A 13262-nucleotide genomic window follows, 5' to 3' on the forward strand; every position below is an offset into this window, starting at 1 on the left:
GGCGGCCGGACGAGGGAAGGCCCGGGTCCCGTGAGGGAGGCCCGGGCCTTCGCCGTCCCGGGGGAGGGCCGGCTCAGCCCAGCGCGAGGGACCGCAGCCGGTCGGGCGTGCCGTTGAAGCGGTTGTGGTCCCCGACGATCGGTCCGGTCGAGGTGTACTGCCACATCGTGTAGGTCTCCCAGCCGGCGGGGAGCTCGCCCGCGGTGGAGGCGTACCGGGCGATCCACAGCGGGTGGACGGAGGCGAAGCCGGCGTAGTTCCCGGTGCACTGCTTCCACCAGCTGGTCGCCGTGTAGATGACGGCGTTGCGGCCGGTGCGCGCCCGGTACTGGTCCAGGAAGTCGTGGATCCAGCTCACCATCGCGCTCTGCGACTTGCCGTAGCAGGCGTCCCCGTAGGGGTTCCACTCGATGTCGAGCGCGCCCGGCAGGGTCCCTCCGTCCGCGGACCAGGCACCGCCGCGGTCGACGAAGTAGTCCGCCTGGGCGGCGCCGCTCGCGGTGTCGGGGGTCGCGAAGTGGTAGGCGCCGCGGACCATCCCGACGTCGTACGAGCCGTCGTACTGCTGGGGGTGGTACGGGTTGGTGTAGTACGTCCCCTCCGTGGCCTTCACATAGGCCCATCGCACCCCGCTGTTCCACAGGGCCGGCCAGGCGACGTCGCCCTGGTGGCTGGAGACGTCCACGCCCTCCGTCTGGGTGGAGCGCCGGGTCGGGACGCCGCCGCGGCCGTCGTGGGCGACGACGCCCATCCCCATGCGGGCGGAGCCGCGCGGGGGACCGCCGGGGGCGGGCTCGTCCGCCGCGGCCGTACGGGGGAGGGAGAAGAGAGCGAGCAGGACCGCCGCGACGGCGGTGTACACGTGTAAACGGGTGACGCCGGGTCTGTGCACGGGCATGGCGTGTCTCCGAAGGGCTGGTCGAGGGGGATCCGGTGTGTGACCCACATCGCATGTAGTGGGCATGCCACGCAGTCGCCTGGTAGAGAGACTGCGCGCGCGGACCGCGGCACGGGGAGGGTTTCGTCCGGAAGCTGCCGTTGGTCCACGCCTGCGAAATACTGGCGGAGCTGCGGCGACGTCGCCACTTGGCGAAAACCTTCAGGACCGGGAAGACCGAGGCAGGCCTCACGTGCACGAAGACGGAAACGGCGGCGGGGGACACGCCGCCACCCCTGGGCCCGGAAGCGGTCCCAACCAGCCCGGACTCCTCGCGCTGGAGCGGGAGTTGACGGTGCTGCTGCGGCGCGCCCGGGCCAACCAGGGGGAGATGGCCCGCGAGGTCCACCCCGACCTGGAGTCGTCCGCCTACGGATTGCTCGTCCGTCTGGATGAGTACGGCAAGCAGCGGGCCACCGAGCTCGCCGCCTACATCGGTGTCGGCAAGGCCACGATGTCGCGCCAGTTGCGCGCGCTGGAGGACCTCGGGCTCGTCGCCCGCGAGCCGGACCCGGCCGACGGCCGCGCCTGGCTGGTCGCCCTCACCCGGGAGGGGCGCGAACGGGTGAGCAGGGTCCGCGAGGCCCGCCGCGCGCGCTACGCCGGCCGCCTCGCCGACTGGGACCCCGCCGAAGTCGCGGAACTCGCCCGGCTGCTGAACCAGCTGAACCGCGGAATGGAGAAGTGACCCGGACGGGCCCGGGCGCGCACCGCCACCGGAGCCGCGAAGGCCACCGGAGTCACCTGAGTCGCCACGGCCGCTGAAGCCTCGGGAGCCGCCCGGACCGGTGAGGCCACCGGGGCCACCGGGGCCACCGGGGCCACCGGGGCCACCGGGGCCACCGGGGCCACCGGGGCCACCGGGGCCACCGGGGCCACCGGGGCCACCGGGGCCACCGGGGCCACCGGGGCCACCGGGGCCACCGGGGCCACCGGGGCCACCGAAGTCTCCGGGACCTCGGGGCCCCGAAAGGCAATCAGGGTTTCAGGCGCCCGGGGCCCAGAACCCCGGGGCCCAGAACCCCGGGGCCCAGAACCCCGGGGTCACCGGGGCCCCCGGATCACAGCTCCACGTAGACCACCGTCGCGTCGTCGTGGGTCTTGCCCCGCCGCGGCGGCAGCCGGTCCGCGTCCGCCCGCTCCAGGGTCCGTACGCGGTCCACCAGGGAGCGCGGCCCCTCCTTGCGGACGAGGGCGAGGCAGTCCGCCCAGCCGCCCTCGTGGAACCGCTCCACCCAGCGCGCCGCCCCGTCCGTCAGGGCGGCCAGGGCGCGCACCCCGTCGCGCGGCAGGGTGCCGGTGACCGCGCGGTCCGCCACCGAGGGATCCGCCGCCGCCGTGAAGAAACCGCCCTCCCTGTTGCGCACCGTGGAGTCCACCAGGGCGTCCGTCGCCAGGGCCGAGGGGGGCAGCCGGGCCAGCCGGTCGTCCAGCACCGCGGTCACCGTGCCGTCGGGGGACTCGACCAGCAGGGCCGAGTCGGACAGGACCAGGTACTCGACCGAGGCCGGTGACCAACGGGCCAGCACCACCGTGGCCTGGGGCGTACGAGGGTGAGAAAGGTCACAGGTTGCCGCGTGGCTCCCGGCGGTACGGATGAGGGCGCGGGACAGCAGCTCGGCCAGGGGAACATCCGGGAGTGAAACGGTCAGTTCGGTCAGGGCTCCGCCGAGGCGCGCGGTGAACCAGGGAACGGAATGCAGACAGCCGCCCCCGTCCGCCGGCGGTGTGACCCCGTCCAGCACGACGAGCGAACCGCCCTGTCCGGAGGCCGGAAGACCGACACTCGCGAAGTCCTCGTTGGGGTGGCCCGGATCGCTGGGCTCCGAAACAAGTTCCGTACGCATCCGGCCAGTCTGCACGAGCCCTTCACAAGGGCCGCAAAGGACCGGTGCCGGTTGCCGGATCGCCGCAGCCGTGCAGGTCAGGTGCCTGGTTTGGGAGGGAATGCAGGGCTCCGGGAACGCGTGGCGGCGAATACTGCCACCGCCCGCCGCAGACGTCCAACCGGCGTGCCGTGCGCGGCCGCCGCGCGAAGTGGCGGGACTTGCTCCCCAACTCACGTCCGATGTTCACTCCTTCGGGTGGCGGGTCAGGTGATGCGCATCCACTGCCCACGTGCGCTGGGAGGGTCGGGGAGCGACGGGGGCGCCTTGCTGTCCGAGCGCGGTCCACGGCTCGGGGCGAGCGTCCGCGCACGTTGACGGAGCGTCACCCGGACCCAGGGGTACACGAGTCAGGAATGCGAGCACCGGTGCAGAAGTCGCGGCCTCGTCGCACAGCCAAGCAGACGCCCCCCGCGGGGGACGCGGAGCAGGCGCCCACCGTCGGCAGGGGCCGCCCCACTCACGTACGCAACCGGCTGATCGTGGCCGTGGTGGTGGTGGCCGCCGCGATCGCCGGCGCCGGAGCGCCGTCCGTGCTGACGGCCTCCGGTGAGCTCAAGGACTCCCAGGACCTGGTGACGCTCGCCGAGCAGACCCAGGACGCCCTCGCCCTGGCCCACTCCCTCGCCGACGAGCGCGACGACGTCACCTCCTACATCGCGGCCGGCCGTGCCAAGTCCAAGGCCCCGTCGGAGGAGCACAGCGCCCGCGTCGACCGGCAGGTCGAGGAACTGCGCGCCGACACCGACACCTCGGACGCCCTGCGCGACGACCTCGAGGCCATCGCGGCCGTCCGCCGCGCCGCGCTCACCGGCAAGAGCAGCGCGCTCGAGGCGCACCAGGCGTACTCCACCGCCATCACCCAGCTGCACCGGATCGCCGAGCGGCTCGCCCAGCAGACCCCGTCCCGCGCGGGCTCCGGAGCCCACGCGCTCGCCGAGCTGGACTCCGCCGTCCAGCAGGCCGCCGCCGCCCGCGGACTGCTGCTCGCCGCGCTGAGCGTGCCGCGCACCACGCAGACCGTGATCGACCCGGTCACCGGCCTGCCGTCCACGTCCACCGCGTCCTCGGGCGCCGAGGCCAAGCGGCGCGACGCGCTGAGCGCCGCCGCGCTCCAGGCCCGGGTGCGCTCCGACGCCGCCCTGGCCGACTTCCGCGACACCGCGCCCAAGAGCGCCCGCACCTCCTACGACTCCACGGTCACCGGCCCCGAGGTCGACTCCGCCGACGAGTACCTCGCGAAGCTCGCCGACGAGCCGACGCTCTCCGACGACGAACTCGGCACCGACGTCAAGAAGCTCCGGGCCGCCCTCACCGCGCGCGTCGAGATGATGCGCGGGGTGGAGTCGGCGCTGTTCGACCAGCGCACCAAGGACCTCGCCCAGCTGCGCGACGACGACGTCACCGCACTGGAGATCCGCATCGCCGTCCTCGGCGCCCTGATGCTGCTGGCCGTCGGCATCGCCACCGCGATGGCCCGCACCCTCACCCGCCCGCTCTCCGTACTGCGCCGCGGTTCCGCCCGCCTCGCCGAGGCGGAGGACCCGGCCGCCGAGGAGCCGATCACCTTCACCGGCCGCAACGACGAGTTCGCCCAGGTCGTCCGCTCCGTCAACGCCCTGCGCGCGCACGCGGCGGGCCTCGCCGAGCGGATCGCCACCCTGGAGGCCGACCGCAAGCACCTCGTCGGCCAGCGCCAGAAGATGGCCGACGCCCGCGAGGAACTGCGCGCCGAACTCGACGGGGCCGCCGCGCAGCTGGAGCGGCTGCGCACCGGCATCGGCGGCACCTTCGTCAACCTGGCGCTGCGCACCCTCGGACTGGTCGAGCGGCAGCTCGGCGTGATCGAGAGCCTGGAGGAGCGCGAGGACGACCCGGACCGCCTGGCCACCCTGTTCAAGCTCGACCACTTCGCCACGGTCATGCGCCGGCACAGCGAGAACCTCCTCGTCCTCGCCGGCACCGAACACGTCCAGCACACGGCGGGCCCCGTCCCGCTCGTCGACGTCGTACGGGCCGCGGTCAGCGAGATCGAGCGGTACGAGCGGGTCCGGATCGCCGCGCTGCCGCCGCACGCGCACATCGCCGGGTTCGCCGCGGACGACCTGTCCCACCTGCTGGCCGAACTCCTGGAGAACGCCACCTCGTTCTCCCCGCCCGACCTGCCCGTCGAGATCTCCGGCTGGCTGCTGGAGAACGGCGAGGTCATGCTCTCCGTGCAGGACGAGGGCATCGGCATGACCGCGGACCGGCTGGAACGGCTCAACTCCCGCCTGTCCGAGTTCGACCCGGAGGCCGGCTACGACCAGGAGGGCGAGGACGGTCTCGGCCTCGGCCTGTACGTCGTGGCCCGGCTCGCCCACCGGCACGGGGTGCGGGTCCAGCTGCGGAAGCAGAAGCAGGGCGGCGTCGCCGCGGTCGTGGTGCTGCCCAAGTCCCTGCTCGCGCCCGCCGAGCCCGCCGCGGTCCCCGCTTCGGGGCCCGTCTCCGGCGGCACGCACACCTTCTCCCTCCCGGGCGCCGACGCCGAGGCCAACTCCAACGTGCTGCCCGGCCGCAGGGAGAGCGGCGACCCGCTGGTCGCCCTCGCGGAGAAGGCCGTACGCCACCAGGAGTCCGCTGAGGCGAAGGCCGCGGAGGCGGACGCCCCGGAGGGAACCGCCGCGGAGCCCGAGGGCGGCGACGCAGGGGAAGTCGCGGAGGAGCCCGCGGGCGGCCGCGGCACGGATTCCACGGCGGACCGCGGCGGGGAGCCCGCCGGGGACGCCGGGACGGAGCCCGCGGCGGGACCGACGGGGAAGACGGACGGGGAGACGGACGGGGAGGGCGCGCAGGCGCCGTCCCAGCGGCCCGCCGAGACCACGATGGAGCTGCTGATCCCGTCCCCGGCGGACGCGGCCGACGACGCGACGGCACCGCCGGGCACGCCGCCGGCCGCCGGGGAGACCAGGGCCGCCCCCCTCCCCGACGAGATCGAGCACACGGCCGCCGGGGACGAGGCCGCACCCGAACCCGGGTCCGGCACCGCCCGCGAGGCCGGGGCCGAGCACACGCGCGTGCCCGACGGGCCGGTGGAGGACGAGCCGGTCACCGCCAAGGGGCTGCCCAAGCGCACACCGAAGATCACCACACCCGCCCAGGCACCACGGCCGCGCACCGGTTCCGTGGACGCCGAGGCACTGCGCCGCCGTCTCGGCGGCTTCCGCCGGGGGCGGAGGCCGGTCGCCGGGACGTCGAGGCGGAGATCGCCGAGCAGACGGGCCGGCACGAGGCCCCGTCCGCCGCGACCGGCACAACAGAAGAAGCCACGGGGGGCACAGTCGAGGAGGCAAGCAGTTGACCGCGCCCAGTACCTTCGGACTGAGCAGTGAGGCCCGCAATCTGCACTGGCTGCTGACCAACCTCGTCGAGGAGGTGCCCGGCATCCTCTCGGTCGCGGTGGTCTCCTCGGACGGCCTGCTGCTCCTCTCCTCCGACCACGCCCGCAACGCCGAAGCCCGCGAGGCGAAGGCGGAGACCCGTACCGGACCGCGCGGCTCCGCCGCCGACCTGGCCACCGTCGTCTCCGGCATCGGCAGCCTCACCGTCGGCGCCTCGAAGCTGATGGAGTTCGGCCCGGTCAAGCACACGATGGTCGCGATGGACGAGGGCAGCCTGTTCGTGATGTCGATCAGCGACGGGTCGCTGCTCGGCGTGCACGGCTCCGCGGACTGCGACATGAGCGTGGTGGCGTACCACATGGCCCTGTTCGTCGGCCGGGCCGGCCACGTCCTCACCCCCGAACTCCGCAGCGAGCTGCGCAAGTCCCTGGAGACCGAGTCCACCGGGAGCCCCCGATGAGCAGTACGTCCAGGAAGCGACTGCCGGTCCGCGGCGGTGACCGCAAACCCGCCCGGGTCCGCCCCTACTCGCTCACCGGCGGCCGCACCCGCTTCGGCCACGTCCTGCTCGTGGAGACCTTCGTCGGCAGCACGGCCGCGCTGGAGGCCGCCGAGGAGCGCAGGGAACTGACGAGCGGCGGGCTCTCGGCGATCATGCCGGAGATGCGGGCCATCGTCGAACTGTGCCGCCGTATGCGTACGGTGGCCGAGATCGCCGCGCTGCTGAAGATGCCGCTCGGCGTGGTCCGCGTGCTCCTGAGCGACCTCGCGGACCAGGGAAAGATCCGTGTCTACGGAACGGGGACCGGCCACGGCACGGGCCGCCCGGACCGCGCGCTGCTGGAAAGGGTGCTGAGTGGACTCCGTCGTCTCTGACGCCGCTCGAGGCGTCTCCCCGCTCGTCGAGGGCGACGAGCCGTTGCTGCCCTGGCAGACGGACCGCACCCGCGCCCCGATCGCCACGAAGATAGTCGTGGCGGGCGGCTTCGGCGTCGGAAAGACCACGCTGGTCACCTCCGTCTCGGAGATCACGCCGCTGCAGACCGAGGCGCTGATGACCGAGGCGAGCGAGGAGACCGACGACCTCACCGCCACGCCGGGCAAGCTCACCACCACCGTGGCCATGGACTTCGGCCGCATCACGCTCGACGACGACCTGGTGCTCTACCTCTTCGGCACCCCCGGTCAGCAGCGGTTCTGGTTCATGTGGGACGACCTGGTGCGCGGCGCGATCGGCGCCGTCGTCCTGGCCGACACCCGGCGCCTGAAGGACTGCTTCCCGGCGCTGGACTACTTCGAGAGCTGCGGGCTGCCGTACGTCGTCGCGGTCAACCACTTCGACGGCAGCGACCTGTTCGAGCCGGAGGACGTGCGGGAGGCCCTGACCATCCCGCGCCACATACCTGTCATGATCATGGATGCGCGCAGCCGGATCACCGTGATCGAGACCCTCCTGGCCCTGGTGGGCCACGCGCTCGACGAAACCCCCGAGTAGGAGACACCCCCGTATGCGGAAGATACTCGTCGTCGGAGCCGGCCAGTCCGGCCTCCAGCTCGCCCTCGGCCTCCAGTCGCACGGGTACGAGGTCACCCTGATGTCCAACCGGACGGCGGACGAGATCCGCACCGGACGGGTGATGTCGACGCAGTGCATGTTCCACACCGCCCTGCAGCACGAGCGTGATCTCCAGCTGAACTTCTGGGAGTCCCAGGCCCCGAAGATCCAGGGGCTCGGCGTCTCGGTCGCGGCCCCCGGCTCGCACGACCCGGGCCCGACGCAGCGGGCGATCGACTGGCTGGGCAGGCTCGACGGGTTCGCGCAGTCGGTCGACCAGCGGGTGAAGATGGCCGGCTGGATGGAGACGTTCGCCCAGCGCGGCGGCCAGCTGGTCATCCACGGCGCGGCGGTCGGCGACCTCGACTACTTCTCGCGTACGTACGACCTCGTGCTCGTCTCGGCGGGCAAGGGCGAACTCGTGCAGATGTTCGGCCGCGACGCGTCCCGCTCCCCGTACAGCGAGCCGCAGCGCGCCCTCGCGGTGGCCTACGTCCACGGGCTGGGCCCGCGCCCGGAGCACCCGGACACGGAGGCGGTCCGCTGCAACCTGGTCCCCGGGGTCGGCGAGATGTTCATCATGCCGACGTTCACCACCTCGGGCCGCGCCGACATCCTGTTCTGGGAGGGCATACCCGGCGGCCCGCTGGACGTCTTCAAGGACGTCAAGGACCCGTCGGAGCACCTCTCCCTGACCCTGGAACTCATGGAGAAGTTCCTCCCCTGGGAGTACGCGCGGGCCACCAAGGTCGAACTGACCGACGCCGGCGGCACCCTGGCCGGCCGCTACGCCCCCACCGTCCGCAACCCCATCGGCCGGCTGCCCGGCGGCGGGGCGGTCCTCGGCGTCGCCGACGTGGTCGTCGCCAACGACCCGATCACCGGACAGGGCTCCAACTCGGCGTCCAAGTGCGCCGCCGCCTACCTCGCCTCGATCATCGAGCACGGCGACAAGCCGTTCGACGAGGAGTGGATGCAGCAGACCTTCGACCGCTACTGGGAGACGGCGCAGCACGTCACCAAGTGGACGAACACCATGCTCGCCCCGCCCCCCGAGCACGTCCTGAACCTCATCGGCGCCGCCGGCCAGATCCAGCCGGTCGCCGACCGCTTCGCCAACGGCTTCAACAACCCGGCCGACTTCGAGAACTTCTTCTACGACCCGAAGAAGACGGAGGCCTACCTGATGGAGGCCTCGGGCGCCACGGGCGCGTAACCCTCCGGACGGCCCGGCCGGCCCCGCGGGCGCCGGTCCCGCGGGCGCCGGGTGCGCCGTCGGCCTCCGCGGCCGCTTCCCCGTGCGGGCGCGCGGACGGACGTGCGGGCAGACGGATGAGCGGACGGACGGGCGGGCCTACAGGACGGGGGTCCCCGCCCACCCGGCCGGTTCCGCCGTGGGCGCCGCGGACCCCGCGTACCCCTCGTCGGAACCGTCCGCCGCCCCCTCGGGGAGCTCGGGCGGCACGTACCGGCGCAGGGGCTCCCCGTCCGGGTCGGGGCGCACGGCGCCCAGGACCGGGTTGGCCGCGATGGGGGAGACCTTGATCCGCGCGCCGGGCCGGGGGGCGTGCACCACCTTGCCGTCGCCGAGGTAGAGGGCGACGTGCGTGGCCTCGGGGAAGTACACGACGAGGTCCCCCGGCCGCAGCTCCCGGAGCGGGACGCGTTCCAGCCGCGCCCACTGCTCCTGGCTGGTCCGGGGGATGGGCGTCCCGGCGGCGCCCCACGCCTCGGAGGTCAGCCCCGAGCAGTCGTAGGTCTCCGGCCCCTCCGCACCCCACTCGTACGGCTTCCCGAGCTGCTCCACGGCGTACCGCACGGCCCGGTCGCCCGCCCCGGAGGGCGTGCGCGCGCCGCCGAGCGCGCCGGAGGCGAGCAGCTCCTCCTGGTCCCGGGCCACCTCGGCCCGCTCCAGCTCGGCCAGCGCGGCCAGCTCCTCGCGGGTGAGCGAGGCGAGCAGCTCCTCGACCTCGCGGAGCCGCTCGCGCACCTCGTCCCGTTCCTCCCGGTGCCGCTCGGTGAGGGCGAGCCGGGCGTCGAGCGCCGCGCGGGCCCGGCGGGCCAGTTCACCGGCCTTCCGCTCGTCGCCGGTCAGCCGGTCCACCGTCTGGGCCCGCTCCCGCGCCAACTGCCCGATCAGATGGCCCTGGTCGAGGGCGCCCTGCGGATCGCGCGCGAGCAGCAGGCGCACGTAGGGGGAGATCCCGGTACTGCTCTGGTACTGCTGCCGGGCCAGTCGCCCGGCCTCGCCCCGGCTGTCGTACAGGGAGAGCCGGGCCCGGGCGAGAGCGTCCTCCAGCCGTTCGGTCTCGGCGCGCTGCTTCTCCAGCCGCTCCTCGGTGGCGTTGTAGGCCTCGGTGGCCTTCTCGGCCTCCCGGTACAGGGTCTGAAGCTCCGTCAGCAACTCGGCGGCGGAGCGGTCGCCGGGGCCGCCCGGTCCGGGAACGGCCGCCGCGGGCACGGGTGCGAGAACGGTCCCGGCCGCCACCGCCGCCGTACACGCCAGACGCAGAAGCATTCCTGACACGTCATCACCTCCGACGCGGAGCGGCTCGTCCGCTCCGCATCGCGAGCATCGGACGTGCTCCGGGGGCCCGCTCGCCGAGTGTGCGCGGTTCGGCGCAACGGGGTCACCCGTCGGTGTCGTCCGGCTTGCCCTCCGGCGTGGCGTCCGGGCCGGGTGCGGGCTTCGACCACGGCCACCTCGGCCGGCCGCCCGCACCCCCCGCGGGGTCGTGGAGGTACTTCCACCCCCGCGTCAGCCCGGTCCGTCCGCTCCGCCCGCGGGGCACGCGCCGGTAGACCAGCACCGTGGGCGGCCCGCCGTCCGGGGCCGGGACGGGAATGCGGTACGTCTTGGGCGGGTGCCCGGTGATGCCCAGCAGCACGGGCAGGACGCGCCCGTCCATGGGCCCGCCCTCGAACGGGGTGTCTTCGCTCTTCACGCTCCCAGTGTCGGCCATGCGCCCGGGCCGCGGCCGTCCGCCGTCACCGCCGCCGTCCCCCCGGTCAGAGGTCCGCGGCCAGCTCCCGGACCAGCTCCTCGGTCTGCGCGTCGCGTCGCGCGGTCACCTCCAGCACCGCCACGAACTGCTCCACGAGCCAGTCCCGCAGTTCGTCCACCGGCGGCCGCTTGTCCTCGTCGAGCCAGATCAGCGAGGCCGCCTCGACGGCCGTGATCCACATCCGGACGGTCATCCGCAGCCGGGGCCCGGGCTCGGCCACCCCGAGATGGCTGACGATGTGCTCGGCGGCGGCCCGCCGCACCCCGTCGACGATCGCGGTCGTGCGGGAGGTCTCCACGACGCTCCCGCCCTGCAGCAGCGCGCTGAACCCGGTGCCGTGCTGGTCGACGAAGGCCAGGTAGCGGTCGAGGGCCCGGGACAGCCGGGGCAGCAGCGGGCCCTCGTGCGGCTCGTCGAAGCAGTGCCGCAGCTCGTCGGCGGCCGACCTCAGGGCGGCCTCGTACAGTTGCTGCTTGCCGCCCGGGAAGTACCGGTACACCAGGGGGCGTGACACCCCGGCCGCCTCCGCCACGTCGTCCAGGGACACCTCTTCCGGGGCGCGGTGGGCGAAGAGGGACAGCGCGGCGTCGAGCAGCTGGCTGCGGCGTTCCTCGACGCTGAGCCGCCGGTAGGCGGGGGTGGGGGCCTGCGGGGTCATGCCCCGCAGCGTAACCGCCCGCCCCGGGCGGGCGCCCGCGCCGGCGGTCCCGGCGGCCGCCGCGCTCCCGTCCGGCGCCCCGCGGCACGGCGGCGTCGCCCGGCGACCGGCTACGCCAGCAGTCCGGACGACTTCCACAGCTTCCGTCCGACGCCCCGCAGCACCCCGATGTCGTCCAGGAAGTCGGTCAGCCGCTTGGAGCCCTGCTGCATCACGTCCCGGCGGTGGCCGCTGGCCCTGACCTGGGCCATGGCCTCGCGCCTGTCCAGGCCGACGTTGGCGTAGACGTCGGGGTTCACGAACGCCACGGAGAAGACGCGGGCGAACTCGCCCGAGGTGATGCGGGTGAACTCCTGCGACCACTTCGGCGCGGTCACCATCTGGCGGCGCAGCTCCTCGCGGGCGTAGCGCACGTGCCGCGCCTCCTCGATGACGTGGATGCGCGTGACGCCCCGGATCAGCGGCTGGACCCGCTCGTCGGGGAAGGTCAGCCGCTGCATCCAGTCCAGGACCTCCTCGCCGAGCAGGGTCGCCGTGAAGGAGCCCGGGGTGGTGGAGATCGTCTTGAACAGCCGGCCGAGGTGCTGGTGGACCCGGCTCACCGGGTACCAGGGGGTGCCGCCGTGGGTGATCAGCCGGGCGAACATCTTGGAGTGCCGGCACTCGTCCTCGATCTCGGTGAGCGCGTAGCGGACGTGCGCGCTCGTGGCGGACTTGTCGTAGATGTGCCGCACCAGCAGCTGCATGAGGATGATCTCGAACCAGATGCCGAGCGAGGCGAGCGCGGCGGCCTCGTGCTGGGAGAGCAGGATGCGCTGCTCCTCGCTCATCCGCTTCCACAGCGGGGTGTCGTACAGCGACACCAGCTCGGGCGGCCAGAACCACTTGCCCTCCTCGAAGGGCGCGTCCCAGTCCAGCTCCTTGTCCGGGTCGAAGGAGTGCTTGGCGGAAGAGTCGAGCAGCCGCTGGGCCACCTGCTCGCGGTCCTTGAGCGGGCCGAGCGCGTCACGCAGGCCGTCGAGCGCGTCGGCTTCCGTCAGGGTCGTCATGGCGGTTCCACCTCGTGGTGCGGGGGACGTCTCGGGGACGCGTCCGGGGAGATCTGGGTTACCGGCGGTTCACTTCACTTATGAGACTGCCTGTCAGCAAGGCCGTCAATCCCCCGCGCACGACTTGTTGACGAACGATCTACCTGGCGGGAGGGCCGACGGCGCACCCCTCGGACCGCCTCGTGGTCCCCGTCGACGTCGATGCCGGCCTCACCGCCGTCGGCCGCCGCCGTCAGGCCGAGCAGCCCAGCCCCTCCGGTACCTCGCCGGCCACCGGCGCCGACGCCCCCGGCGGGAAGGGCGTCCGCAGCGTGAAGGCGTACGGCGTCGGGCCGTTGGCGCGCAGGTGCAGCAGCCGCGCCTCCGCCTCGGCGACCGTCGGGCGGTGGCCCGCCGGAACCCACCACAGCGCCGTGACCGCCTCCTGGATCCGCTCGAACCACTCCCTGCGGCGTGCCAGCATCTCCCGGTGGCGGCCCCGGTACACGTACGCGGTCAGGGCGTCGGCGTCCCGCCACACCGACATGTTGACGATCAGCCAGGAGTCGCCGAAGACCGGCACGTCGGTCGCGTCGTCCCCCTCGCCCACCAGGCGCCAGACGAAGCCGTCGGCGGCGTCGGCGTCCGCGTTCACCGGGTCGAGGTGGTCGACGAAGTCCTTCAGCTGCGGGGAGTCCAGCGGCGCCTTGAGGCGGGCGATGTTCACCTGGGCGAGTTCGTGCGCGGCAGCGGATGCGGTCATGGACCGAACGGTAGGTAGGGAACCGGAGGTTCGGCAGCCCCCGTCCCAGG

Annotated in this window: 12 protein-coding genes and 1 pseudogene; 6 read left to right on the forward strand and 7 right to left on the reverse strand. The window is 73.6% G+C overall.

What is annotated here, in order from left to right; translation table 11 throughout:
* Positions 1-73 precede the first annotated feature (73 nt).
* The gene (locus GL259_RS26075; RefSeq protein ID WP_159535752.1) at positions 74-898 is read right to left on the reverse strand and encodes a lysozyme; all 825 of its coding nucleotides are present in this window, start codon (positions 896-898) and stop codon (positions 74-76) included.
* Positions 899-1130: 232 nt separating this feature from the next.
* Here GL259_RS26075 and GL259_RS26080 point away from each other — a divergent pair, with 232 nt between their 5' ends.
* A complete protein-coding gene (locus GL259_RS26080) occupies positions 1131-1625 on the forward strand; it encodes a MarR family transcriptional regulator (RefSeq protein ID WP_159535753.1) in 495 nt (164 codons plus the stop codon).
* A 373-nt stretch (positions 1626-1998) separates the two neighbouring features.
* Here GL259_RS26080 and GL259_RS26090 read toward each other — a convergent pair whose 3' ends face one another.
* On the reverse strand, positions 1999-2784 hold the full coding sequence (locus tag GL259_RS26090; protein ID WP_159535754.1) for a protein phosphatase 2C domain-containing protein: 786 nt from the start codon (positions 2782-2784) through the stop codon (positions 1999-2001).
* 407 nt (positions 2785-3191) lie between these two features.
* Between GL259_RS26090 and GL259_RS26095 the strand changes: the two are divergent.
* The 5 genes and pseudogenes from GL259_RS26095 (at position 3192) to GL259_RS26115 (ending at position 8974) form a co-directional block, all read left to right on the forward strand.
* Positions 3192-6163: pseudogene (locus GL259_RS26095) on the forward strand (nitrate- and nitrite sensing domain-containing protein).
* Complete coding sequence (locus GL259_RS26100; RefSeq protein WP_159535756.1) at positions 6160-6663, forward strand: roadblock/LC7 domain-containing protein; 504 nt, start codon at positions 6160-6162, stop codon at positions 6661-6663. Before GL259_RS26095 ends, GL259_RS26100 begins: the two are co-directional and overlap by 4 nt.
* Positions 6660-7079, forward strand: coding sequence for a DUF742 domain-containing protein (locus tag GL259_RS26105; RefSeq protein ID WP_159535757.1), 420 nt, complete (start codon positions 6660-6662; stop codon positions 7077-7079). The genes GL259_RS26100 and GL259_RS26105 overlap by 4 nt, the downstream gene beginning before the upstream one ends.
* The gene (locus GL259_RS26110) at positions 7060-7698 is read left to right on the forward strand and encodes an ATP/GTP-binding protein (protein ID WP_159535758.1); all 639 of its coding nucleotides are present in this window, start codon (positions 7060-7062) and stop codon (positions 7696-7698) included. Before GL259_RS26105 ends, GL259_RS26110 begins: the two co-directional genes overlap by 20 nt.
* A gap of 13 nt (positions 7699-7711) precedes the next feature.
* Complete coding sequence (locus GL259_RS26115) at positions 7712-8974, forward strand: styrene monooxygenase/indole monooxygenase family protein (protein ID WP_159535759.1); 1263 nt, start codon at positions 7712-7714, stop codon at positions 8972-8974.
* A 138-nt stretch (positions 8975-9112) separates the two neighbouring features.
* Here the strand turns inward: GL259_RS26115 and GL259_RS26120 are convergent, their stop codons facing one another.
* The 5 genes from GL259_RS26120 to GL259_RS26140 all read right to left on the reverse strand — a co-directional run bounded on the left by GL259_RS26120 (position 9113) and on the right by GL259_RS26140 (position 13212).
* Positions 9113-10285, reverse strand: coding sequence for a C40 family peptidase (locus GL259_RS26120; protein WP_166461559.1), 1173 nt, complete (start codon positions 10283-10285; stop codon positions 9113-9115).
* A 103-nt stretch (positions 10286-10388) separates the two neighbouring features.
* The gene (locus tag GL259_RS26125) at positions 10389-10703 is read right to left on the reverse strand and encodes a hypothetical protein (RefSeq protein WP_159535760.1); all 315 of its coding nucleotides are present in this window, start codon (positions 10701-10703) and stop codon (positions 10389-10391) included.
* 64 nt (positions 10704-10767) lie between these two features.
* Positions 10768-11421: a TetR/AcrR family transcriptional regulator gene (locus tag GL259_RS26130; protein ID WP_159535761.1), complete on the reverse strand. Its 654-nt coding sequence runs from the start codon at positions 11419-11421 to the stop codon at positions 10768-10770.
* A gap of 110 nt (positions 11422-11531) precedes the next feature.
* Positions 11532-12470 carry a diiron oxygenase gene (locus tag GL259_RS26135; RefSeq protein ID WP_159535762.1) on the reverse strand — a complete coding sequence of 313 codons (939 nt, stop codon included), beginning with the start codon at positions 12468-12470 and terminating at the stop codon, positions 11532-11534.
* A gap of 232 nt (positions 12471-12702) precedes the next feature.
* The gene (locus tag GL259_RS26140) at positions 12703-13212 is read right to left on the reverse strand and encodes a DUF3291 domain-containing protein (RefSeq protein ID WP_159535763.1); all 510 of its coding nucleotides are present in this window, start codon (positions 13210-13212) and stop codon (positions 12703-12705) included.
* Positions 13213-13262 lie beyond the last annotated feature (50 nt).

It is taken from the genome of Streptomyces sp. Tu 3180, from assembly GCF_009852415.1.
GTDB lineage: Bacteria > Actinomycetota > Actinomycetes > Streptomycetales > Streptomycetaceae > Streptomyces.

Coding starts and splice junctions, on each gene's coding strand:
- GL259_RS26075 (WP_159535752.1), bottom strand. CDS start 898: ATGCCCGTGCACAGACCCGGCGTCACCCGTTTACACGTGTACACCGCC.
- GL259_RS26090 (WP_159535754.1), bottom strand. CDS start 2,784: ATGCGTACGGAACTTGTTTCGGAGCCCAGCGATCCGGGCCACCCCAAC.
- GL259_RS26105 (WP_159535757.1), top strand. CDS start 6,660: ATGAGCAGTACGTCCAGGAAGCGACTGCCGGTCCGCGGCGGTGACCGC.
- GL259_RS26115 (WP_159535759.1), top strand. CDS start 7,712: ATGCGGAAGATACTCGTCGTCGGAGCCGGCCAGTCCGGCCTCCAGCTC.
- GL259_RS26130 (WP_159535761.1), bottom strand. CDS start 11,421: ATGACCCCGCAGGCCCCCACCCCCGCCTACCGGCGGCTCAGCGTCGAG.
- GL259_RS26135 (WP_159535762.1), bottom strand. CDS start 12,470: ATGACGACCCTGACGGAAGCCGACGCGCTCGACGGCCTGCGTGACGCG.
- GL259_RS26140 (WP_159535763.1), bottom strand. CDS start 13,212: ATGACCGCATCCGCTGCCGCGCACGAACTCGCCCAGGTGAACATCGCC.